This window comes from Capnocytophaga sp. oral taxon 335 str. F0486 (assembly GCF_000277665.1).
GTDB lineage: Bacteria > Bacteroidota > Bacteroidia > Flavobacteriales > Flavobacteriaceae > Capnocytophaga > Capnocytophaga ochracea.
The window spans coordinates 15,391-39,476 of record NZ_AKFR01000006.1 but is presented as its reverse complement, the minus strand read 5'-3'; the positions used below and the strand labels follow the sequence as shown (position 1 = coordinate 39,476).

General features: G+C 41.8%; 15 protein-coding genes and 1 tRNA gene. 10 read left to right on the top strand and 6 right to left on the bottom strand.

All coding sequences use genetic code 11. The features are described from left to right. Positions 1-21: 21 nt before the first annotated feature. Positions 22-2,184 (bottom strand): ferrous iron transport protein B, encoded by a 2,163-nt coding sequence (gene feoB, locus HMPREF1320_RS00720; RefSeq protein ID WP_009417080.1) that lies wholly within the window; start codon positions 2,182-2,184, stop codon positions 22-24. Positions 2,185-2,316: 132 nt separating this feature from the next. Beyond that, entirely contained in the window at positions 2,317-2,565 is a 249-nt protein-coding gene (locus tag HMPREF1320_RS00715) for a ferrous iron transport protein A (RefSeq protein ID WP_009417090.1), read from the bottom strand. 1,062 nt (positions 2,566-3,627) lie between these two features. Between HMPREF1320_RS00715 and HMPREF1320_RS00705 the strand changes: the two genes are divergently transcribed. From HMPREF1320_RS00705 to HMPREF1320_RS00690, 4 genes are all read left to right on the top strand, one after another. Further along, positions 3,628-4,851, top strand: a complete 1,224-nt coding sequence (locus tag HMPREF1320_RS00705) for a lipocalin family protein (RefSeq protein WP_009417096.1) — start codon at positions 3,628-3,630, stop codon at positions 4,849-4,851. Between the two features lie 284 nt (positions 4,852-5,135). After that, the gene (locus HMPREF1320_RS00700) at positions 5,136-6,170 is read left to right on the top strand and encodes an inorganic phosphate transporter (RefSeq protein WP_009417073.1); all 1,035 of its coding nucleotides are present in this window, start codon (positions 5,136-5,138) and stop codon (positions 6,168-6,170) included. A gap of 202 nt (positions 6,171-6,372) precedes the next feature. Further along, the gene (gene gldJ / locus HMPREF1320_RS00695) at positions 6,373-8,040 is read left to right on the top strand and encodes a gliding motility lipoprotein GldJ (RefSeq protein ID WP_009420001.1); all 1,668 of its coding nucleotides are present in this window, start codon (positions 6,373-6,375) and stop codon (positions 8,038-8,040) included. Positions 8,041-8,182: 142 nt separating this feature from the next. After that, a complete protein-coding gene (locus HMPREF1320_RS00690; protein ID WP_009417074.1) occupies positions 8,183-9,517 on the top strand; it encodes a UDP-N-acetylmuramoyl-tripeptide--D-alanyl-D-alanine ligase in 1,335 nt (444 codons plus the stop codon). A 65-nt stretch (positions 9,518-9,582) separates the two neighbouring features. Here the strand turns inward: HMPREF1320_RS00690 and HMPREF1320_RS00685 are convergent, their stop codons facing one another. Continuing rightward, a complete protein-coding gene (locus HMPREF1320_RS00685) occupies positions 9,583-11,757 on the bottom strand; it encodes a S9 family peptidase (protein WP_009417069.1) in 2,175 nt (724 codons plus the stop codon). A 176-nt stretch (positions 11,758-11,933) separates the two neighbouring features. Here HMPREF1320_RS00685 and HMPREF1320_RS00680 point away from each other — a divergent pair. Beyond that, positions 11,934-12,007, top strand: a tRNA-Ile gene (locus HMPREF1320_RS00680). A gap of 1,149 nt (positions 12,008-13,156) precedes the next feature. Beyond that, positions 13,157-17,398 (top strand): cobaltochelatase subunit CobN, encoded by a 4,242-nt coding sequence (locus HMPREF1320_RS00665; RefSeq protein ID WP_009417132.1) that lies wholly within the window; start codon positions 13,157-13,159, stop codon positions 17,396-17,398. A 62-nt stretch (positions 17,399-17,460) separates the two neighbouring features. Here HMPREF1320_RS00665 and HMPREF1320_RS00660 read toward each other — a convergent pair whose 3' ends face one another. Next, entirely contained in the window at positions 17,461-18,969 is a 1,509-nt protein-coding gene (locus HMPREF1320_RS00660; protein ID WP_009417122.1) for a GH3 auxin-responsive promoter family protein, read from the bottom strand. An 871-nt stretch (positions 18,970-19,840) separates the two neighbouring features. On the opposite strand from HMPREF1320_RS00660, the gene dut reads away from it, so the two are divergent. From dut to HMPREF1320_RS00640, 4 genes are all read left to right on the top strand, one after another. Next, positions 19,841-20,278 carry a dUTP diphosphatase gene (gene dut, locus HMPREF1320_RS00655; RefSeq protein ID WP_009417088.1) on the top strand — a complete coding sequence of 146 codons (438 nt, stop codon included), beginning with the start codon at positions 19,841-19,843 and terminating at the stop codon, positions 20,276-20,278. A gap of 32 nt (positions 20,279-20,310) precedes the next feature. Continuing rightward, the gene (locus HMPREF1320_RS11440) at positions 20,311-20,478 is read left to right on the top strand and encodes a hypothetical protein (RefSeq protein WP_198006255.1); all 168 of its coding nucleotides are present in this window, start codon (positions 20,311-20,313) and stop codon (positions 20,476-20,478) included. Between the two features lie 86 nt (positions 20,479-20,564). Continuing rightward, on the top strand, positions 20,565-21,341 hold the full coding sequence (locus tag HMPREF1320_RS00645; protein ID WP_009417133.1) for a DUF4292 domain-containing protein: 777 nt from the start codon (positions 20,565-20,567) through the stop codon (positions 21,339-21,341). 10 nt (positions 21,342-21,351) lie between these two features. Beyond that, on the top strand, positions 21,352-22,623 hold the full coding sequence (locus HMPREF1320_RS00640; protein ID WP_009417111.1) for a murein hydrolase activator EnvC family protein: 1,272 nt from the start codon (positions 21,352-21,354) through the stop codon (positions 22,621-22,623). A 51-nt stretch (positions 22,624-22,674) separates the two neighbouring features. On the opposite strand, the gene HMPREF1320_RS00635 is transcribed toward HMPREF1320_RS00640, so the two are convergent. Both HMPREF1320_RS00635 and HMPREF1320_RS00630 read right to left on the bottom strand, forming a co-directional pair. Next, positions 22,675-23,271, bottom strand: coding sequence for a ribonuclease HII (locus HMPREF1320_RS00635; protein WP_009417093.1), 597 nt, complete (start codon positions 23,269-23,271; stop codon positions 22,675-22,677). Between the two features lie 117 nt (positions 23,272-23,388). Then, complete coding sequence (locus HMPREF1320_RS00630; RefSeq protein WP_009417092.1) at positions 23,389-23,823, bottom strand: hypothetical protein; 435 nt, start codon at positions 23,821-23,823, stop codon at positions 23,389-23,391. Between the last annotated feature and the right edge of the window lie 263 nt (positions 23,824-24,086).

The following is a 24,086-nucleotide window of genomic DNA, read 5'->3' as shown; positions in this document are numbered from 1 at the left end:
AAAGCAAATGTTTTTAGGTTATTACCACAGTTTTGCCACCAAAAAACAGACTACTATGCCATATAGTACGGGCAAGAGTGTAGCAATGAGCGTCCATTTCTTGCTATGGGTTTCTTTGTATATCGTGTAGATAGTAGTACTACAAGGATTATGTAACAAACTGAATAACATTAGGTTTACGGCAGTGAGGAGCGTCCAACCACCAGCGTGTAGCAAGGTACCTACTTGAGAGGTTGAGGCTTCCATCAGTACGCCTGCCCCCTCGCCTACTGCTGTTTGCCCTAAGACCATAGTGGTGAGCATCAGCACGGTGGGAATGACGATTTCGTTGGCTGGAATGGCAACGATATAGGCAAGCAGGATTACGCCGTTTAAGCCTATAAACACGCCTATGGGGTCTAACCCTTGAATAAGCCAGAGAGCAATGGGCTGGTGAGCTATTTGGAGATTGCATATCAGCCATATTACTGCTCCCGCAGGCGCAGCAAATACAACAGCGCGCCAGAGCACGATAAGGGTTCTATCGATAAGCGATGTGTAGAGCGTCTGAAAAAAGCGCGGTGGACGATAAGGAGGCAACTCCAATACAAAGAACGACGATTCGCCTTTGAGAAGTGTCTTGCTCAATAGCCACGAGGTGAAGAATGAAAAGACAATACCTAATACGGCTATGCCTATGACAGCAAGCATTGCTACTGTATCGCTCCACTGCTTGGGCACTAAAGCCCCGATGAACAATGTAGCGATGAGTATTTGGGTAGGCCAACGACCGTTGCAAAGCGAAAAGTTATTGGTGATAATGGCAATGAGTTTTTCACGCGGACTGTTGATAATACGCGTTGCTACCACTCCTGCGGCATTACAACCAAAGCCCATACTCATTGTGAGAGCTTGCTTGCCGTGAGCGCCTGCTGTGCGAAAGAGCTTATCGAGATTAAAAGCCACACGAGGCAGGTAGCCAAAGTCTTCGAGGAGGGTGAACAGCGGAAAGAATATTGCCATTGGGGGTAACATCACTGAAATGACCCATACCGTAGCCAAGTACACTCCATCGATAAGGAAACCGCTGAGCCACCAAGGGAAATGCAGAGCATTTGCTCCATTTTTCAAGAGCGGATAGAGCCACCCTACAAATAAATCGGAGAGCCATTGCGAAGGGTAGTTAGCCCCGATAATGGTAATCCACAGCACACCTGCCAAGAGCAGAAACATAATAGGGAAACCCCAAATTTTATGTGTTACGATTTTATCTATTGCGCGGTCGATGCGGAAAGAGCGCGCAGTAAAATCGGTACTGACGGAGGCATTGGTAAGGGCAGTAGCTTGGGCGTAGATTGCTTCTACCAAATCGTTGCGGTACGTATCGCCTAAGAGATGGTGATATTCTTCGGCAATACGCAAGATACGCGCCTGTTTTTCGGGGTTATTTTCAGCAGAAAAAGCTCCTTCTTCTATACCTTTTTGTACACTCTCATCGCCTTCGATGAGTCGCATTGAGAGCCAACGTGTATTTGGTAAATCGGGATTTAGTTCAGAAAGTGCCAATTGCAGTTCAGCAATGGCTTCGGCATTTTGCTTAGGAAGGTCGATAAAGGTTTGTTTTTTCGTTTGGAATTTACCACTTACCACTTCTTCGATAGCAAAGAGTAAATCGGCGATACCTTCTTTGGTACGTGCAGATGTTGCCACTACGGGAATGCCCAAATCGCGTGAAAGGGTGCGGGTATCGATATTGATGTGATGCCGGCGCGCCTCGTCCATCAGGTTGAGACAAAGCACTGCCTTATCGGTGATTTCGAGTATTTGGAGTGCCAAGCTGAGGTTGCGTTCTAAACGACTTGCATCTACTACGATGACTGTTACATCGGGTTTGCCAAAGAGAATAAAGTCGCGTGCTACTTCTTCGTCTTCGGAAGTAGAAAGCAGAGAGTAGGTGCCCGGTAGGTCGATAATGCGGTATCGTTGCTTATGGAATGAGAAACTGCCTTCGGCACGTGTTACGGTTTTACCAGGCCAGTTGCCGGTGTGTTGGCGCAAGCCGGTAAGAGCGTTGAAAACGGTGCTTTTGCCGGTATTAGGATTCCCTGCGAGGGCAATGGTATAGTTATAAGTGCCTGCCTCTTCGCCTAAGGGTTTTAGGGAAGCGGAGGGGTTGAGGGCACAAATATCGCAAGTGTTTTTCATAGTTGTATAACAAGCCGAACGCTTGTTTGATTCGTTTATATTAATTTTCTCTTATTTACAAGGATTATCAACTTTGCCAAAGGTGCGAGCCACACAGGCAAAAACTTTGGTAAAGTGTAGCACATCTGACACCTAACCTCTATCTCCTGCCACCTGAATCAGTACACAGAGGGCATCGGTTTTGCGGAGGGCGATTTGGGTGTTGTGAATGCTATACGCAACGGGGTCGGATAGGGGGCTGACGTTTTCTATCTTGATTTTTGACCCGCGTACGAAACCTAAGTCGAGCAAACGTTGCCTTACTTCTTGTCGGCATTCAGGGATAAATCCGGTAATGACAGCGGTTTGTCCTATTTTCAGTGAGGCTAAGGTAATGGTCATATAAGCGTTTGTATTATCAAAATATATTTTTAGACAAGCAAAATTACAATCTTTTATTGAATTGACAAAATTATTTTAGGTTTTTAGATGTGAGGCCTTAGGACATAGGCCTTAGGGCATAGGCCTTAGGCACTAGGAATGGCGATGCAAAAGCGATGAGTGGAAAATGAGGAAATGGGATAAACGCCAATAATGCCAGAAATGCCAATAATACCACTAATCAACTTTGGCAAAGGTGCGAGCCGTACAAGAGAGGGAAATTAGAAAATGAGGAAATGAGGAAATTAGCAAATGAGAAAATGAGAGAATTGGTAAATGGGGTGCGAGGTTGTGTTAAGGGAATGAGGCTGTGCCTCAGAAATCAAACAAAATTTAAACAAAATCAAGGCTACGCCTTGTAACCCAGCGGAGGTATTGTCAGTTTATTCAACTTTGGCAAAGTTTAAAACTTTGCCAAAGTTTGAGATGAAAAAGCGATGTGTTGGGACTGTTAGGAGTTTTCGGAAGGAAACAAATAAGTTCGAAAGAAGGAAGGGAGGATTTTTGATGAAAAAAGGGTGTAAGAAGGGTGGGGTTAGCTTATAGAGAGCTTATAGGAAGCTTATACGAATCTTGGACGATTGGTATAGGAAGGGTATATAAGTAGTTGACTCATAATATAATACAACGATGCAAAAAATGGTAAAAACGGGGTTTCGAGGCGAAAGAAAAGGAATCCTCACCCCGTCCCTCTCCCAAGGAGAGGGAGAATGTTGGGACGGAAAAGCGGAGGAAACCTCCCCCTAGCCCCTCGGAGAGGGGGAACTGTGACAAGTCATTTATTCGGTAAGCCCCCAAACCCCCGAAGGGGAACAAGCTGGGAAAGGTGACAAACCTCCCCCTTCTCACATACTCTGCTCTCGCGGACTTCCTCTCCGAGGGGAAATGTGGTGATCAAAGAGAGGTTGTAAAAGGTTTTGGAGGGGCTCGGAGGGAGTCGGAGGTGGGGTGTTATGATGATTTTTTGGTGAAGATAAATTAATTTTATAGTTTTGCGCCCTCAAACTAAAAATACTAACACATATGAAGAAATTTCTATTTGGGGCATTTGTTGCCCTTGCGACAATGATTTCGTCTTGCGGAAGCAAAGATGATAAAACACCTGATCCTCCACAGAAAACTGCTGAACTGATAGGAGCGTGGCAAATGGAATCGTCTACCATAGACGGAAAACCGTCTTCGGTTTCAGAATGTACACTAAAAGAAACGATTGTTTTTACTGAAAAGACAATGGAACGTCTTTCGTTTAAGAAAAGAAATGGTAATTGCTCCTATGAGAAACAAGACCCTTTGACTTACACTCTTTCGGGGAACACCTTTACAACCAAAGATGGTACCACCACTTTTACCATTACTGAGGGTAAACTTGTGATAGAGGGAGTCTATACAGATGTACAAGGAAACAAAAAACCTTCTACCACTACCTATAAAAGAATTACCGAAAAAGAATTGGCAACGCTTAGAGCGATGGAGTATAAAGCTCCTGATTACAAAAAGCAACTGATAGGAGCGTGGCAAATGGAATCGGCAACTCTTGATGGTGAGAAGTTAGAGCTTTCGGAGTGCTCTTTAAAAGATGCTGTTATTTTTACTGAAAGCACAGTAGAAGAGCTTATCTTTAGAAAGTATGACGAATATAATTGTACCTATAAAAAACAAGAAATAAAACCCTATACTATATCGGGGACAACTATTACACGTGAAGGTAAGACAGTTACTTTTACTGTGACTGAAACTAAATTTGAGATAAACGGAACTGGATTAGATGAACAAGGGAGAAAGCGTTCTTTTTCATATACCTATAAGAAAATCAGCGAAAAAGAATTGACAGCCCTTAGAGCGATGGAGTATAAAGCTCCTGAAAAAACTACCGACCCCAAAGCACTCATAGGGGCGTGGCAGATAGAAAAAGCTACCTTTAATGGACAACCTATCGAAAAAGAACCCTGTGAAGATAAACAAGTAGATATTTATACCGCCAATACAGTAACTAATTATGACTTTGGCTTCAATAATAATACTAATCGTTGCGAGTTTGAAAAAGGCAGAGCGGTGCCTTATACTGCTTCTAATGGTACGATTACTAAAAAAGACGATACTCCTGAGAACTTTTTTGTAAGAGGAAATAGGCTTGTTGTTTCATTTATAGATAAAGATGATGACAATAATCAAGGAACGTATGAGTATACATTTAAGAAACTTACAGAGGCAGAACTTGCGGAGATAAATAAATTGGAGAAGAAATAAAAGCAAGACAAGAAACACTGATAATCAGTAATAAAGACATTATAGGTGCGTTAAAGTTTTGTTAAACTCTGGAATTATTTTGGTAGTTAAAAAAAACGCCGTACCTTTGCCGACGCAATGAGGGTGGTAGCTCATTGTAAAACTTCAAATAATAGTTTTCATAATTTAAAGTTTTGGTTGGTTAATGGAAAAGTCCGATAGTAATATCGGGCTTTTTTTTGCAGAAAAAGTATTGTTATTTAAAAAAGATTTTATACTTTTGCGGAGAAAAACTGATATAAAGAATGACACCCATATACAGCCAATTACTTATTCCGTTTCTCATTGCAATGGCAGTAGCCATTACGATGGGAGGTAGTGGTACCGCTCCTGCATTCTCGGCAAGTTATGGCGCTAATGTGATTAGAAAGACTGTTATCCCGGGGTTATTTGGGATAATGGTGTTTGTAGGGGCGTTTTTGGCAGGGAAGAAAACGGCAGGTACAATGGGGAGTGGCATATTACCCTCGGAGTATTTAGATTTTACGGTGGTATCGATAGCCTTATTTTCGATAGCGGTAACGATGCTTATTTCGAACATTTCCGGGATACCGCAGTCTACCAGTCAGGCAGCAGTATTAGCCTTAGCGGCACCAGCGTTGTATTTTGAGAAGTTAGACACGAATAGGCTATTTATGGAGATTATACCTGCGTGGTTTATATTGCCTGTGATTGCTTATTTTCTGAGTTATTTTGCGGGGAAATACATTTACCAACCGATGCGCAGGCGAGGACTGACGATACAGCGGGCGCAGAATGAGAACAAGAAGCATATTTGGGATGTGGCGTTGGTGATAATGGCTTTGTATGTATCGTTTGCGATAGGCTCTAACAACGTAGCTAATGCGACGGGACCTTTGTATACAATGACGATTAATGAGCTACACATTCGCGAGAGCGACCATATTGTTATCTTGATGTTGGCTACCTTGATAGTAGCCCCGTGTTTTGGCATTGGAGCTTCGCTTTTTGGACATAAGATACTGAAGAATACAGGGAAGGAAATAATACTTTTTGGGAAGTTTGAAGCGGTGATTATCGCATTTATATCGGGGAGCTTGTTGTTACTAGCTTCGGTTGTAAAAGGAATACCCACCTCATTGGTACAAGTGAATGTAGCAGCTATCTTAGGAATAGGCGTAGCGAAGATGGGACATAAGAATATTTTTCGCAAGACTCAAGTAAAGCGATTCTTTGCGATGTGGATGATAGCACCTATTATAGCGTTCTTTTTGTCGTTGTTATTGGTTTTTTTAGCTGATAAGAACCAAATGTTATAAACAAAATACTTAAAGAATTGTTAAAAAATAGGGTGGGAGAAGAGGAAATATGAGAAACAAGACAAGGAGAGAATAGAGTGTATAAAACTATAAATCAAACATATATAAAAAATACACAAAAAATAGAATATTAATATATAGTTAAAATTGAGAAAAGATGATACTACATTAAAAAAAAGTAGTATCTTGCGCCCGAATTTTTATGCTAACAAGTGTTTTTACTATGAAAAGAAATTTATTAAAAGTACCTGTTTATATGGCCTTAGCAGGATTGTTGCTCGCAGGTTGTGGCAAGAAGACTGATAAGAACACATCGAGTGCGACAGGTTGGAAAATCAACGCGAAAGAAGGTGGTTTTCAATACAATACAGATTTTAAAGACCAAGAGACAGGTCCTGGTCTTGTGCTCATTGAGGGAGGTACCTTCACTATGGGTCAGGTGGAAGACGACATAATGCACGACTGGAATAACACACCTACCCAACAACACGTACAGTCTTTTTATATGGACGAAACAGAGGTGACCAACAAGATGTATATGGAATACCTCGATTGGTTAAAACGTGTGTTTCCACCAGATGAAGAGCAATATAGAAATATATATATAGGTGCCCTTCCTGATACCTTAGTATGGAGAAGCCCTCTAAGTGCTAATGAAGCAATGGTTAGCAATTACTTGCGTCACCCTGCTTATGCTGAGTATCCTGTAGTAGGAGTAAACTGGGTGCAAGCAGTACAGTTTAGTTCTTGGCGTACAGACCGTGTGAACGAGGCAATCTTGGAACGTGATGGTTATCTTGCAAAAGATGCTCGTTACCAAGTAGATGCTACTAGCACATTTAGTACCGATACTTACCTAAACGCCCCATCACAAACTTACGGAGGTAAGATAGCTGGTGAAATGGGAGGTAAGAAAACCAATAAAGAAGGAGAAGCAACTTATGCTAAACAAACTAGCGGTATTTTATTGCCTGAATATCGTTTGCCTTCTGAAGTAGAGTGGGAATATGCTGCTAAATCTTTGGGTGGTATTCGTGAATATAACTCATTGCAAGGTAGAAAGAAATACCCTTGGGATAGCCAATACACTCGTTCTACCAAACGTAGAACTCGTGGAGACCTCTTAGCTAACTTTAAACAAGGTAAAGGTGACTATGGTGGATTGGCAGGTTGGTCAGATGACAAAGGTGATATTACTGTAGCAGTTAAAACTTACCCACCTAATGACTTTGGTTTGTATGATATGGCAGGTAACGTAGCTGAGTGGGTAGCCGATGTTTATCGTCCTATTGTTGATGATGAAATAACAGATTTCAACTATTACCGCGGTAACGTGTATATGAAACACGCTATTGGTGAAGACGGAAAACAAATAGTAGTAACTCCTGAGAATGTGAAGTATGACACTTTGATGAACGGTAAAATTATCGCTCGTAATTTGCCAGGAAATCTTGCTACTGTTCCTATCGACTCAAACGAAACCTATTTGCGTTATAACTTTACACACTCCGATAACCGCAGTTATCACGATGGCGATAAATCATCTACACGCAACTATCGCAACCAAAATGACTTGATGGCAGAAGGTTCAGAGTATACAAACTCAATGTACAATGCTCCTCGTCCTAAAAGACCAGGTAGCGATATCAGCGGTAAGGGCTATGATACTTCTAACGACCGTACTTCACTTATCGACGACGAAGTACGCGTATACAAAGGAGGTTCTTGGAGAGACCGTGCTTATTGGCTTGACCCAGCACAACGTCGTTTCTTACCTCAGTACATCGCTACTGATTATATAGGCTTCCGTAACGCTATGAGCCGTGTAGGTTCAAAAGCTAAAAAGAACCATAAAACTCCTAAAGGATAAAAAACATAAAATATTTCATAGGCAAAGAGTCTTCTTGAACTTTTCAAGAGGACTCTTTTCTTTTTTTACAGAAAGTAAGAGAAACAATTTGTTTAACTCAAAAAAACGCTGTAGTTTTGCATTATAAAAGAACTAATAGTTTATGATAGAAGAGCTTTATCAAAGATATATAACTTCAGCGGGCGTAAGTACTGATACCCGCAATATAACGCCTAATAGTATTTACTTTGCCTTGAAAGGAGCTTCGTTTAACGGTAACACCTTTACTCAAGAAGCTCTTGCCAAAGGAGCCTGCTATGCAGTAATTGATGACCCTGCTTATTACATCGCCGATAAAACACTTTTGGTAGACGATGTCCTCACTACACTCCAACAGCTCGCTACTTATCACCGCAGGAAGCTAAAAACACTTGTTATTGGTATTACCGGTAGCAATGGGAAAACCACCACAAAGGAGCTTATCAAGTCGGTATTATCACAACAACTGAATATAGTAGCTACACAAGGCAACCTAAACAACAATATAGGAGTACCTCTCACTTTGCTTACAATTAAACCAGAAACGGATATTGCTATTGTGGAGATGGGTGCCAATCACCCAGGTGAAATTGCCTTCCTATGTTCTATTGCTGAACCCGACTACGGCTATATTACCAGTATTGGTAAAGCGCATTTAGAAGGCTTTGGTTCTTTTGAAGGCGTGATAAAAACCAAAGGCGAGCTCTATGATTACCTCAAAACACACCATAAAACCATTATTGCCAATGCCGATAATCCTATCACCGAAGCGCTTTTGGAAAACTATAACAATGTGTACAGTTTTGGAGTAGGCGAAGGGGTAAACGTCTCTGTGCGATGTCTCAGCACTCAACCCGTGAAAATACAGTTTGCTGACTCGTCTCTACAAACCACCACAGAAGGATTCCCAGCCAATATAGAGGGCTTTAGTGATACTCCCACTGTCGCAACTTCTCATCTGGTAGGAAGCTATAACTTCACTAATATTGCTGCTTCGGTAGCTTTTGGGCGTTACTTCAAACTCTCTACAAAGGCTATTCAGAAGGGCATAGAGAGCTATATTCCTCAAAACAATCGCAGTCAGCTATTGCAATGGGGTAGTAATACTGTTTTGCTCGACGCCTATAATGCCAATCCTAGCAGTATGACTGCTGCTATCGACAATCTTCTTTCTATGAACAGCTCCTCTAATAAAGTGCTTATTCTCGGCGATATGTTTGAGCTTGGCGATTACGCTACTCAGGAGCATCAAAGCATTGTCGATAAACTCAAAGAGCACCAATGGGCAGGGGTCTACCTCATCGGAAAGAATTTTAAACAAACTAAAGCACCTTATCCGCAGTATGAAACCTTTGAGGATTTTCAAGAGGTCTTTAAGAAGCTTTCTTTTCAAGACACCCTAATACTCATCAAAGGTTCAAGAGGAATGGCTTTAGAAAGACTTATAGCTAACTCTTAAAGAGCATTAAAAAACAACGAAGGGCTGTCGGCATTGCCGACAGCCCTTCGCTTATTCTCTGATAACTACTGATTGTGTTTCTTCACATAATCAATAATTCTTTCTGTAAGATTGATATGGTCAGTACCCCGTACACCGTGTGCGTGCATCGGGTAGATAAATAACTCTATAAAGTCGTTTTTCTTGATAGACTCACGTGTAATACTCATCAGGTGCTGAGGCACTACTACATCGTCTACACTGCCGTGAATAAATAGTAGTGGGCGCTTCAAATTCGTGAGGTATTTGCCCACTCGGCTATTCTCGTAACCCTCTGGGTTTTCTTGTGGGGTGTCCATATAGCGCTCGCCATACATCACTTCGTAATACTTCCAATCGGTTACAGCCCCTCCTGCCACAGCAGTTCTGAATATTTCAGGGTGACGAGTGAGCAAGCTCGAAGCCATAAATCCTCCAAAACTCCAGCCGTGTACTGCTATCCTATTGCCATCTACATAAGGCAGACTCTTCAAATAATCCACCCCTTTAAGCTGGTCTTTTACCTCTATTTCTCCCAAACGACGGTGGATTACGCTCTCAAAAGCAAAACCTCTGTTTTCACTACCGCGGTTGTCTAAGGTAAACACAATATACTGTTCGTTTTCTACAAAAGCGTGTAACCACAAGTAAGTATCTGCCAACCATTCGTTTTTCACCTGTTGGGCGTGTGGTCCTCCATATACATAAATCAGCACAGGGTACTTTTTGTTAGGGTCAAAAGTCTTAGGTTTGTGCAATTTACCGTAAAGAGGCGTACCGTCTTCGGCTTTCAGCGTTACAAACTCAGTGGTACCTACCGCAATACCTTCCAGCGGATTCTTAGCCGTAAGCAAACGCTGTCTACTGCCTTTATCCGTACTTACAAGGTTTATATTTTGTGGAACGCTGATACTGCTATAGCTATCCAAAAGATATTTTCCGTCACTGCTCAGCTGTACGTTATGAGTTCCTGCTTCGGGAGTAAGAGCACTCACCTTTTTAGGGTTTTTAAGCTCTATCTTAAAGCAATGTTGCTCACGTGGGTCAGCACCTGTACCGGTGATAAATACGTATTTCCCTTGTGCGTCGAAGCCTAAAATATCTTGCACTACCCAACGGAAATTGCTAACTTGCTTAATGAGTTTGCCATTCACATTGTAATGGTATACATTTGTGAAACCATCGCGCTCGCTTAGCCATAAAAACTCATTTGCGTTGTTCGGTAAGAATACAGCTGGCTTTTCGGGCTCTACCCATTTATCGTTGCGCTCTTCAAAAATTGTATTTACCTTTTTGCCCGTACGTGCGTCGTAACGGTTTAAGGCAAAGTGGTTTTGCGCTCTGTTTACTTCCGCCAAAAGGATATATCGCTCATCAGGGCTCCAAGCCAAATTCGTGAGAAAGTGTTCATCGGTAGTGTTGATGTCTAAATAAGAAACCTTCCCGCTTTGGAAATCGTAAATCCCTACTGCTGCCTGCTCGCTCGGCTGACCTGCCATCGGGTATTTAATCGCTTTTAAGGTAGCAGGAGTGGTGGTAATATCCACCAAAGGGTAATCAGCCACCTTGCTTTCATTTTTCTGATAGAAAGCTAAATAATTGCCCTTAGGCGAAAAGAATATACCTTTATTAATGCCAAATTCGTTGCGGTGAATCGATTTACCCGCTACAATATTCGCATCAGTAAAAGCAGTGACCGCTTGTTTTTCATTCTTTTCAGTAGCCAAATACAAATTATTATCTAAGGTATATGCCACTGATTTTGTAAGAGGATTGTATTCAGCGTTTTCAGCCCCTTTGGGTAGTGTGATACTACTGAGCACATTCTTGCGCTCGTAATTGTAACGGTAATAAGTATTATCCACTTTTAAAACCATTTCCTCTTTACCGATATAGGTGATAGGAGGCAACAAACCGCTGTTTCGCAAGTAGCTTTGCAACCACTCAAACCCCATTGTGAGCTCACTGCCAATAGCGCCCACTTTTTCACCTTTGGGGTTGAAAATCTCATACGTATCACCTTTACTGTACAGATACAGGTCAGTGCCCTCAATCCACTGCAAATTATCCAAAGTTTCAGGAGAGAGCAAGCGGTATCCCATTTCAGAAGAAGGGTCTTGTACCGCGTGAAAAACCGCTTCGGCAACCGTCAGTTTACGGTCTTGAGCTAACGCCGAAAGCGTAATAAAAGCTACGAATAGCGAAGTAATAACTCTTTTCATAATTCAGTTTTACCAATGTAATGAATTGTTTTTACAGCGCAAAAATAAAACATTCTCTTCAAATAGCCAAAGCCTTCATCACTTATTTTTACCCTTTTTCTCGAAAAAATTCCCTATAAATTTGGTCAATTCATTTTTAAATACTACTTTTGCACCGTCTTAATTAAAAACAGACAGGTCTCATAGCTCAGTTGGTTAGAGCATCTGACTCATAATCAGAGGGTCGTTGGTTCGAGCCCAACTGGGACCACCCTCAAAACAAAAGCACTTACAAACATTTGTAAGTGCTTTTTTATTATACCCCAACTTCGGTTTAACTATATTTCCCATCACCACACACCTCCCTTTGAATGGAAGTCCACCTTCGTCATTCGTCACTCGTCATTCGTCATTTCTTCCCCTTTTCCGTCCCTACATTTCCCCTTTGAAAATAGCCAGCAATAGCTTTGTATGTGCCTCGCGAGAGCGGAGTATGTGTAAAGAAAAATATTTTCACCACATTACCTTCCCCTTTTCCGTCCCAACATTCTCCCTCTCCTTGGGAGAGGGACGGGGTGAGGATTCTCTTTCTTTCGCCACGAAACCCCGTTTTTACCATTTTTTGCATCGTTGTATTATGCTATCATTCAACCATTTATACACCCTTCCTATACCAATCGTCCAAGATTCGTATAAGCTTCCTATAAGCTCTCTATAAGCTACCCCCACCCTTCTTACACCCTTTTTTCACCAAAACTCCTCCCTTCCTTCTTCCGAACTTCTCCGTTTTCTTCCGAAAGCTCCTAACAGTCCTAACACATCGCTTTTTCATCTCAAACTTTGGCAAAGTTTAAAACTTTGCCAAAGTTGAATAAACTGACAATACCTCCGCTTGTGCTTTTCTTGTAGCTCACCCCTCATTTTCTCATTCTCTAATTCTCTCATTTTCTAATTTCCTAATTTCCTCATTCTCTAATTTTCCACTCATAGCTTTTGCGTCGCCATTCCTAGTGCCTAAGGCCTATGACCTAATACCTTTTTTTACTATTTATTATTATTCAAAATAATTTTCTTATCTTTGCACCCAAGTTTTCATTACATTAATGTTAACCTATCTATCAATTAAGTTGCCCATCGGTACACATCACAATTGTCAATTGAAAGACTATCCGTGTATTCTGTGCGAGACTTAAAAACAGCGAAGCTGTTCATTTGCTCGATTTTTTTTAAAGATTTGTAAGATTTCTGTAGCGTAAGCTACACTTTTCTTACATCGAACTCACGTTAAAAACAAACATTTTACAAAGCATTACCTTGATTTTGCTTAATTTCTGAGGCACAGCCTCACCTGTTCACATCAAACCTTTTTGTCTAATTTATAAAACAATCTGTTGTCGTGCTACGACCTACAACCAATAAGATGAAAAAAAAGATTCTATCCATCATTGCCCTGCTCCTTATAGTAATAGCAGGTTATTTCGTATGGCGAAAATACATCGCCCCCACCCGTATCGCATTGGTGAACTTCATCAGCTATCAGGCGTCCAATATCGCCCTTTCTAATTCCGATAAGTTTATCAAAATCGAAGAAGTCCCCCTCGACCAACTCGATAAACTCAAAAACTACGACTTCGTCCTCGTATGGGCAATGGGACTGAAAATTAGCGACGAACAGCGCAATCAACTCATCGATGCTGCTAACCGCGTGCCTTTTCACAGTTTCGCCGTTACCAATCCCGATAACGATATCAGTAGCCTCAACGAAACCGAACTCAAACACGTAGGCGACTATCTGATGAGTGGCAATAAAGCAAACTACCAAAACCTCGTTCGTTATGTCCGCAAATATATCGACAAGAAATGGTTTGCTACCGAACCCGCACCTCCTATCGAACGCAAAGAAAACGTCTACTTTCATTTAGACGACGAGCGCTCTTTCAGCTCCCTTAAAGAATATCAAGAGTATATTCAGAAGAATAATTTCTATAAAGAAGGTGCTCCTCGTATCGCCATAGTAGCAGGCTTACACGAGCCTTTTGGCGGAAATAAAGAACACCTCAATGGGGTAATAACCGCCTTGCAGAACGAGGGTATGAACGTCTATCCTTTCACCGCTCAAGAAAAACGCATCGACTTCCTTACCGAAATCAATCCCGATGCTATTGTCTATTTTCCTCACGGACAAATGATGATGGGGCAACCCGAACTGTTTATCAATTGGGCTAAGGAGCACAACGTACCTCTCTTCACGGGACTATCGGTCTTAGCAATGAAAGACGATTGGGAAAAAGACCCTATGGGTATGTCGGGCGGCTTTATGGGGCAAACCATTGTAATGCCCGAGTTAGACGGGGCGCTCTATCCTTATGTAGTGATTGCCCAAGAACAAAACAAACAAGGTTATTACTTCCTCAATACTATCGAGAACCGCGCCCGTAAGTTCGCCAAAATCATTCATAACTTCACCGATTTAAAACATAAACCTAATGCCGACAAGAAGTTGGCGATTGTTTACTTCAAAGGTGTGGGGCTTACACCCGCTGCCGCTCAAGGGTTGGAGGTCGAACCTTCACTATTCCGCTTTTTACATCAACTCAAAAACGAAGGTTATAACGTAGGAACGCTCCCCGCTACACAAGCCGAATTCAACCAGCTACTGCTCACGCACGCCAATACTTATAGAGCCAATGCCAAAGGCGATATCGAAAAGTTTATCAGTACAGGTGCACCTGCTTTGGTAGAAGCTCACGAATTAGATGCTTGGCTCAAAAAAACTTTACCCGAAAAACTCTATAAACAAGTAATCGAAAAGAACGGCACTGTACCGGGCACTTACCTCAATACTTCTAAGGACGGTAAAAATTATCTGGCAGTAGCCCAACTCACTTTCGGTAATATCACCATTCTACCTCAACCTCCTGCCGCCATTAGTACTGATGATGATTTTAAAGTGTTGCACGGCGTAAAAGAAATCCCTCCTTATGCCTATATGGGGGCATATCTTTGGGTACAAAACGGCTTAAAAGCCGACGCGCTCATTCACTTCGGTACGCACGGCTCATTGGAGTTCACCCCTAATAAACAAGTAGCCCTCTCCGATTACGATTGGGCAGATATCTGTGTGGGTACCGTACCACATTTCTACTATTATACTATCGGAAATATAGGCGAAGCGATGATGGCAAAACGCCGTTCGTACGGCAGTATTGTGTCTTATCTTACCCCTGCTTTCACCGAAAGCGATATGCGCAATACCTTCAATAATTTAGAGAACACCATTCTTTCTTATCAGAAAGCAAAGAACCCTATCGATAAACAAACCATTGGGTTACACATCAAAAAGTTAGCTGTAACAATGGGCTTACATCGTGATTTGCGTTTGGATAGTATCCTCTCCAAACCGTATACCGAAGCCGAAATCGACCGTCTTGCTAACTTCGCCGAAGAGATTGCCACCGAAAAGATTAATGGCGAATACTACGTAATGGGAGTCCCTTATACTCCTGATAAAATTAATTCTACCGTCTTGGCTATGAGTGCCGACCCTATTGCGTACAGTTTGGCTACCTTAGATAAGTACCACGGTAAAGTCACCGAAGCCGACCTTAAACGCAAAGCCTTTTTCACAACTCATTATTTAAACCCTGCTAAGAGCTTAGTAAACCAAATACTCGCAGGCAAACCAGTTACTACTGAACTGATTTGCAACTATGCTCATATCTCTGCTGACGATTTGCAAAAAGCTAAAGCTACAATGGCTAAAGAAGAAGGAAGTGGTATGCCTTATTTCTTACAACAGCAGATGAAAAAACAAGCTACAGCTTCAGCAACCACTACTGCTACTCACACAACAGCCACAGCTTCGGCTACTGCTAAAAAACCTGATGCCGTAGGTCGTCCTACCAAAATCAAAGCTCCTGCCAAAAAAGAAAACCGCAAGCCTCTTACTAAGGAAGAGCTGGCTACTCTCAACGCTCAAAAAGCTAAGATTGATTATGCACGTGCCTTGGTAGATATCGAAAGAACCATTACCAATGTAGCACTCTATAAAGACGCCTTGCAAAACAGTCCACGTTTAGAAGAAAAGGCTTTCTTCAATGCTCTAAATGGTGGTTACACCCCTCCTTCCTCAGGAGGTGATGCAGTAGCCAATCCTAAAGGTGTACCTACTGGTCATAACCTCTATGGGGTGAATGCCGAAAGTACACCGTCTAAACTCGCGTGGGATAGAGGTGTGGCTTTAGCCCAAAATGTAATTAGTGAATACCAAACCAAACACCACGAATATCCCAAGAAGATAGCCTATACTTTTTGGAGTTCTGAATTTATAGAAACCGAAGGTGTATCTATTGCCCAAGCCTTGTATATGTTAGGTGTTGAACCCGTATGGGATAGCTTTGGTCGTGTAGGCGATGTGCGCGTCATTCCCTCTGAAGAGTTGGGTCGCCCTCGTATCGATGTGGTGATTCAAACCTCAGGTCAGTTCCGCGATTTAGCAGCTTCTCGTTTGTTCTTGCTTACCAAAGCCATTCAAATGGTATCAGCTCTTCCCGAAGAAGCGTATGCCAATGAAGTGAGTGCAGGTAGTGTAGATATCGAAAAACAATTGGTAGAAGCTGGAGTATCGCCCAAAGAAGCTCGCGAACTTTCTACCGAACGTATCTTTGGTGGCTTGCAAGGTCGTTATGATACAGGCACTAAGGAGTTGATTAATTCCGGCGATAAGTGGGAAACTCAAAAGGATATCGCTGAGGTTTATATGCATAATATGGGCGCTTTCTACGGCAGTAAAGACAATTGGAGCAAGTTCCAAGAAGGTATGTTTCGCGCCGCCATCAAGAACGCCGATGTGCTCATTCAGCCTCGCCAAAACAACACTTGGGGAGCGCTTAGCCTCGACCACGTCTACGAGTTTATGGGGGGTATGAATGCCGCTATCAAAGAAGTAAACGGCAAAGACCCCGATGCCTACCTCGCCGATTATCGCAACCATAAGAATATGCACGTGCAAGAACTCAAAGAAGCCGTAGGGGTCGAAGCTCGCAGTACAATATTCAATCCTAAATACATCAAAGAAATGATGAAGGGTAAGGCTTCAAGTGCCGGGCAAATAGCCGAAATCGTTACTAATATGCACGGTTGGGAAGCTACTCGCCCCGAACTCATCGACGATGCAATGTGGAATGAGGTATACAACACTTATATAGAAGATAAACACCACCTGGGCATCACCGATTTTATAAAGAAAGAAAACGTAGCAGCCTTGCAAGAGGTAACTGCTGTAATGCTCGAAGCCACCCGCAAAGGTATGTGGAAAGCCTCCGATGCTCAAATCAGTAAACTCGCCGATATCCATACCGACCTCACCAAGCAATTCGGTGTAAGCTCTTCTCAATTCTCCTCCGAAAATAAGAAGTTGCAGGATTATATCAGCAAAAAGGCTTCACCTGCCAATGCCCAAGCGTATCAGCAACAGCTCGCTCAATCGCACCAAGGCAGTCAGGCACAAGCCAATACCCAAGACGCTAAAGTCCTCAAAAAAGAAGAAACCACTGCCGGAAGTCCTCAAGAAAAAGTATCACTCAGCGCCCTTTGGATAGGTGGAATAGTGCTCCTCGCTTTCGTCGGTCTCATCATCTTCATTCGCAAAAGAAGAAGATAATTTAAAGTTATAGCAAATAAGAAAGGCTACCCAATTGGGTAGCCTTTCTATTTTTAATTTCATCATAAATTTAATAACTCCTCCACGTACTCCCTGCTGTTCGAGAGTCGGGGTACTTTGTTTTGCCCGCCAAGCTTATCCTTGTGTTTGAGCCAGTCGTGAAAAAGTCCCGTGCGAGCCTTGTGCACTTTGGGCATATTCAGCGTCATATTGTTGTAGCGTTTAGCTTCGTAATCCGAGTTAAGTTTTTGCAGTTCGCGGTCTAATATCTCGGTAAATTGCTCCAAACTCTCAGGAGGTGCATCAAACTCTATTACCCATTCGTGCCCTCCTTTCAGCTTGTCTTGCATAAATATAGGCGCAACCGTGTAGTCTATCAAGTGACTATTAGTCTGCTCACAAGCCTTTTCTAAGGCGCGCTCCGCATTCTCTACGATGAGCTCTTCTCCAAATACATTAATAAAGTGCTTGGTACGACCCGTAATCTTAATCCGATAAGGCACTACCGAAGTAAACCTTACCGTATCTCCTATCATATAGCGCCACAAACCGGCATTGGTAGTAATCACCATCGCATAGTTCTTCCCTATTTCCACCTCACTCAGCGGAATTGCCTTTTGCTCCGCAGTACCAAAAGTCTCCATCGGTATAAACTCATAGAAAATCCCGTAGTCGAGCATTAGCAACATTTCGTCCGAATTGTTGCGGTCTTGAATCGCAAAGAACCCTTCGGAGGCGTTGTATATTTCGTAATAACGAAAACTATCCGAAGGAATAATATGCTTATACTGTTCGCGATACGGTATAAAGCTCACTCCCCCGTGAAAGTATACTTCTAAGTTGGGCCACAACTCCAAAAGATGTTCCTTTTTGGTTTCTTCTAAAATCCTATTTAAAAGCACTAACATCCAGGAAGGAACCCCCGCAATACTAGTCACATTCTCTGTTTTCGCCTCTTTGATAATCGCTTGTAACTTACTCTCCCATTCACTCATCAGCGATACCTTGTTGCTGGGGGTACAACTCCATTCTGCCCAAAAAGGCAGGTTTTCAATCAAAATCGCCGATAAATCCCCAAAATAAGTACCGTTTTGTTCATACAGTTGCTTGCTCCCCCCCAGTCGCAAACTCTTGCCTTTAAACAGATTCGAATCCTCGTTGTTATTTAGGTATAAGCACAGCATATCCTTCCCCGATTTGTAATGACACAGTTGCAGTGCCTCCTCACTTACCGGAATAAACTTACTCTTAGCGTTAGTAGTCCCACTGCTCTTGGCAAACCATTTTATCGGCGTATGCCAAAACACATTCCGCTCCCCTCGTCTTGCCCTTTCTACGTAAGGCTCAAAGGCTTCATAAGAAACTAATGGTGTATTTCTACTGAATTGCTCATAGTTTTTCACCTCAGCAAAGTTATATAGTTTGCCGAGTTCGGTGTCTTTGGCAGCATCGAGAAGCTCCAAAAGCACACGTTCTTGCACCTTATGTGGGTGCTCTACAAACTCTTGTATTTGGTCAATACGGCGTTTTAAAAACCACGAAGTAATAGAATTGAATAAAGCTAATGGCATATCCTGTATAACAAATTACAAGTGACAAAAGTAATAATTATTTCTGAACTAACAAGAAACTACTATTACAATTAAGTTACAAAAGTAACTTTTCTCCGCCGGTTTGTTGTCTTTCTGCAAGTTAAACATCTTATTCTTTTCAATAATCAGCAAGCAACCCTCCCCTAAGCGCTATCTTCCCCCGATAACAAAAAGTCCATTCCATAAATATCCCCCTCCCCTATCCGCCCCATCAAACAATTTTTCCCGTCTCTAATTGCCCCTTTGAAGATAGCCAGCAAAAGATTTTCATCACATTTCCTTCGTCATTCGTCTCTCGTCATTCGTCATTTCTTTCTCCTTTCCATCATACTCCCCCTATTGCCTAAGGCCTAAGTCCTAGCATCTCTTCTCTTTTCTTTCGCCTCGAAACTCCGTTTTTACCATTTTTTGCATCGCTGTATTATACTATGAGCCAACCACTTATATACCCTTCCTATACCAATCGTCCAAGATTCGTATAAGCTTCCTATAAGCTCTCTATAAGCTACCCCCACCCTCCTTACACCCTTTTTTCATCAAAAGACCTCTTAGTCTCCTTTTGAAAATTTCCGTTTCCTCCCGAAATTCCTAACCAGTCCGATTTGTCCGACAAGTCATATCTATCAAAAAACCATTTTTATCACTACCCATTCTCTCATTTTCTAATTTCCTAATTATCTAATTTTTAACCCTTATCCTACTACGACTTGCTAATTTGCTAATTACGTCGTATCTTTGCACCCAATAATAAAAGAAAACATCAAGAATGAATACACCCCAAGAATTGTGGCGCAACAAGTAATTAGTAATAAACACCGTAAACTTTGCCAAAGTTGAAACCCACTAAAAAATGACAGTAAAGATAAAAAACCTATCAAATAACGAGCTCCCTTCATATCAAACCGAAGGAGCCGCAGGCGTAGACCTAAGAGCTAATTTGCCTAACAGTAGCATCACCTTACAACCCTTAGAGCGCACCCTCGTGCCTACCGGCTTATTCTTAGAAATACCCGAAGGTTATGAAGCACAAGTGCGTCCGCGTAGCGGTATGGCAATCAAGCACGGCATTACAGTAATCAATAGCCCAGGTACTATCGATTGTGATTATCGTGGCGAGGTAAAAGTTCCTATCGTAAACCTATCCAATGAACCCTTTACCATTGCCCACAGCGACCGTATTGCCCAAATGGTATTTGCCAAGTATGAGAAAGCCACTTTTGAAACTGTAACCGAGCTTTCACAAACTGAAAGAGGTACCGGAGGCTTCGGAAGCACCGGAGGTAATTAGCAGATTATAAATGACAAATTACGAATTGAAATATGAGTTACAAACTATCATTTGCGGAACGGGCAAAGTTAGCTATGGAGATACTATCCAAGCAGCCTCCCGTTACCTTAGAGGAAGCAAGAGAACAAGCTCGCAAAGTGAGGGAGCGAAGTACTTCAAAAACGAAGAAACAGCGCGCCTTAGCCTTAGTAAATGAATAGAAGCTAAACACCATCTCAAACTTTGCCAAAGTTCTTGCCTGTGCGGCTCGCACCTTTGGCAAAGTTGAAAATCTTATTAGAACATTATGAAAAAAATCATCTTAATCCTTACAGCCTTGCTATTGGTGAGCTGTAAAACCAAACAAGCAGTGGTAACCCCCGCTGGTAGAACAAGCGTTGATAAACAAGCCAAAGAAATTATCAACCGCCACCTAAAATCGTTCCCTGCTTTTAAAACACTTAGCGCTAACCTGCAAGTAACTTATAAAGACGGTAAGAATGAGCAGAGTTTGCCTCTATCTTTCCGTATGGAGAAAGACAAAACAATATGGGTATCCGCTCCTTTGGGAGTAGCCAAAGCACTCATCACCCCTGAAAAAGCCGAATATTATAACCGTTTAGACAGTTCTTTTTTCAGCGGTGATTTTAGCTATATCAGCAAACTGTTAGGCATTGATGTAGGTTTTAACGAATTACAGAACCTATTATTAGGCAATGCGCTTTACAGTCTCAACTTTAAAAGCGAAGGTTTTATCAAGCTCCTCCCTGAGGACAACAACCGCTATAATATTGAAGTCACCGGCGAGTCGCCCGTAGAAGTGATTTACCGCTTCCTACCTGATAATTACCGTGTGGAGGTTACCGAAGTAAATCACTTGGGAGCAAACCAAAAGGCAATAGCAACTTACAGCTATCAGCAAGTGGGGGAACTCTTATTACCTCACACCATTAAGATAGTTGCCAGCGAGGGAGAGAATAGCACCCAAATCATTTTAGAGTTCAAAGGATTGGATTTAGATAAAAAACTATCCTTCCCCTTTAAAATCCCATCGGGAATGAAAGAGGTAACAGGTAATAAGTAACAGGTAAAAGATGAAGTTTACTTTAAAAATCACACTGCTTTTGCTTTGCTTCCCGCTACTCCTTACAGCGCAAACTAAGCAAAAAGAATTAGAACAACGCAAGAAGGCTCTGCTCGAACAAATCAAGCAGATGTCCGCTTTACGCCAACAACAAAGTCAGCAACACAAAACTACCATTCAGCAGATAGAAGTTGCTAATGAGAAGATATTAGCGCGCACACGCCTAATACAAATCAATCAGCAACAGGCGAATTTACTTTCTAAAGAAATAGCTGACAATGAGGAACAACTGCGTACCCTTAAAAAAGAATTGGAATACCACAAAGGAGAATACGCTAAGATTATCAAACAGTCGTTCAAAAGTAAGTCGGCACAAAACCGATTGCTGTTTTTGCTCTCTTCCGAAAGTTTTTCGCAAGCCTACAAGCGATTGGCTTATATGAAACAGTATGCCAACTATCGCAAAGAGCAGGTGAGCCTCATACGAGAAAAGACTGATAAAATAAAGACTATCAACAATACTTTGGTAGCCCAACGCAATACTAAAAACCAAGTATTGGAAGAGCAACGCCAAGAGCAAGCTACTTTGGAGACGGAGAAAAAGGAGTTGGAAGTGTTGGCTACCAATATCCGTGCCGCAGAGCGCAACTACGAAGCGCAGATACGCGAAAAACAAAAACAAGCTAACGCTATCGACCGCGAAATACAGCGCCTGATTCGTTTAGCTATTATAGAGGCAAATAAACGTGAGAAAGAGCGTTTAGCTGCTTTAAACAGAGGAAAAAATGCTCCTAAAACTACTTCTTCCCCTTCCTCAGGTTCTAATACTGAAATTATTTTTGTACTTACTCCCGAATCGCGTAAAGTAGCCGATAGCTTCGAAGCCAACAAGGGTAATCTTATTTGGCCAGTGGCAAAGGGCTACAAATCGCAAGGTTTTGGGGTGTATTACGACCCTGTATATCCTGAGTTGCAACATTACAATAATGGGGTAACCATTGCTACTGAAAAAGGTTCAGAAGCCCGTTGTGTGTTTGAAGGCGAAGTATCAGCCATACAATCGATACCAGGAAGTAACAAAGTAGTGCAAGTGCGACACGGTAACTACATCACTATTTATTACAATCTCACTGATGTGTATGTAAAGAAAGGAGATAAGGTAAAAGCCAAAGAGCCTCTTGGCAAAATCTTCACCGATAGCAATGGCAAGACTGAAATGAAGTTCTTTATATATAAAAACACTACCCGCCTCAACCCCGAATTCTGGATACATAAAATGTAATAACATAAGAAAATCCCTACAAAAGAAAGTAAACTTTTGTAGGGATTTTTATTAGAATAAACTCAACTGCTCCACGGGTAGTAACTGAAATGTTTTGCGGTGGTGCTTGGTAGCGCCGTACTCAGCAATAGCTTTGCGGTGTTCGGGGGTGGGATATCCTTTGTTTTGCTGCCAATGGTACTCAGGGAATTGCTGGGCAAGATCTTCCATATAGGCATCGCGGTAGGTTTTTGCAAGTATCGAAGCTGCTGCGATGGTTTGTATTTTGCCGTCGCCTTTCACCACACAAGCATAAGGTATTTTCTGGTAAGGCACAAACTTATTGCCGTCTACTGCAATAAATTCGGGGGTAGGGGAGAGCTGAGCAATAGCGCGGTGCATAGCCGTGATAGAAGCGCGAAGAATATTCAGCTCGTCTATTTCGGCAGGGAGTACGTGACATACAGCATACGCTACTGCCTCGCGCTCGATGATAGGTCGCAGGAGGTTGCGCTGTTTTTCGGTGAGTTGTTTAGAGTCGGTGAGAAGGTCGTTTTTGAAGTCGGAGGGCAATATCACAGCTGCTGCTGTTACGGGACCCGCCAAACAACCGCGCCCCGCCTCATCAGTACCCGCTTCTAATGAAGAATGATAGAATAATTGTAACATAGGTAAGAGATAAGAGATATAGATAGTTGGAAAAAGTGAAGAATATCTATTTCCTCCCCTTATAAAAAGCAATAGAAAAACCCGATTTTATTACCTAAAATCGGGTTTTTCTTAATTTTATTTTTGTGTAATGAATCTCGAGTAGTAGCTTACATCAAATATTTCATTTGTCCCTGAAATTTCGTTGTAGGTAGCGACACTAATAACAGATAAGGCTATAATCCCTGCAAAAAACAGCACTTTTCTTTCTGAAAATATAGCACAATACACCAAATATACAACAGCAGGTACGAAAAGCAAATAAGGAAGTACTACCCTTATATTGTTGAGAAATAAAGCAGCTACCATTAAAATTAATAGAAAAGGAGCGTGCATAAGTAATAACCCCTTGCGTGTTTCTTCTTTACTTTTTCTTCTGAACAAAAAGTAAGAAACCGTTGCCGATAGTATCAGGAATACAATTAGCATATAAGGTAGGTATCCATTAAAGATAAATCCCGCTAAAATGTAAAGCGATACGACTATCAAGTTGTTTTTAAGAGCCTGTTTCATAATATGATTATTTTTAAGATTAGAGTACAAATCTATATAATAAGAATCTAACAACCAAATAATTGATAAAGTTTAACTTTTCATCTGAGTAAAAAACTAAAAACAATCACTGTGCCAAACTATTGCTTTTCTTTATTTAGTTATATTTTATTGTTTTCAGTGTGCAACTATTTTAGCATATAACCTACATAACCATTTCTTTTTTGGATAGTCCCCTTTCGAGGTTGTTGGCAATTGCCGAGTAAGTGAGTTGGGGGGTCTAT

Bases quoted from the DNA above. Each gene is read 5' to 3' on its own strand.
- HMPREF1320_RS11440 (WP_198006255.1), top strand. From the start codon at position 20,311: ATGAGTTACAAACTATCATTTGCGGAACGGGCAAAGTTAGCTATGGAG.
- HMPREF1320_RS00690 (WP_009417074.1), top strand. From the start codon at position 8,183: ATGATAGAAGAGCTTTATCAAAGATATATAACTTCAGCGGGCGTAAGT.
- HMPREF1320_RS00645 (WP_009417133.1), top strand. From the start codon at position 20,565: ATGAAAAAAATCATCTTAATCCTTACAGCCTTGCTATTGGTGAGCTGT.
- HMPREF1320_RS00660 (WP_009417122.1), bottom strand. From the start codon at position 18,969: ATGCCATTAGCTTTATTCAATTCTATTACTTCGTGGTTTTTAAAACGC.
- HMPREF1320_RS00665 (WP_009417132.1), top strand. From the start codon at position 13,157: ATGAAAAAAAAGATTCTATCCATCATTGCCCTGCTCCTTATAGTAATA.
- HMPREF1320_RS00630 (WP_009417092.1), bottom strand. From the start codon at position 23,823: ATGAAACAGGCTCTTAAAAACAACTTGATAGTCGTATCGCTTTACATT.
- HMPREF1320_RS00715 (WP_009417090.1), bottom strand. From the start codon at position 2,565: ATGACCATTACCTTAGCCTCACTGAAAATAGGACAAACCGCTGTCATT.
- HMPREF1320_RS00700 (WP_009417073.1), top strand. From the start codon at position 5,136: ATGACACCCATATACAGCCAATTACTTATTCCGTTTCTCATTGCAATG.
- gldJ (WP_009420001.1), top strand. From the start codon at position 6,373: ATGCTAACAAGTGTTTTTACTATGAAAAGAAATTTATTAAAAGTACCT.
- HMPREF1320_RS00685 (WP_009417069.1), bottom strand. From the start codon at position 11,757: ATGAAAAGAGTTATTACTTCGCTATTCGTAGCTTTTATTACGCTTTCG.
- feoB (WP_009417080.1), bottom strand. From the start codon at position 2,184: ATGAAAAACACTTGCGATATTTGTGCCCTCAACCCCTCCGCTTCCCTA.
- dut (WP_009417088.1), top strand. From the start codon at position 19,841: ATGACAGTAAAGATAAAAAACCTATCAAATAACGAGCTCCCTTCATAT.
- HMPREF1320_RS00635 (WP_009417093.1), bottom strand. From the start codon at position 23,271: ATGTTACAATTATTCTATCATTCTTCATTAGAAGCGGGTACTGATGAG.
- HMPREF1320_RS00640 (WP_009417111.1), top strand. From the start codon at position 21,352: ATGAAGTTTACTTTAAAAATCACACTGCTTTTGCTTTGCTTCCCGCTA.
- HMPREF1320_RS00705 (WP_009417096.1), top strand. From the start codon at position 3,628: ATGAAGAAATTTCTATTTGGGGCATTTGTTGCCCTTGCGACAATGATT.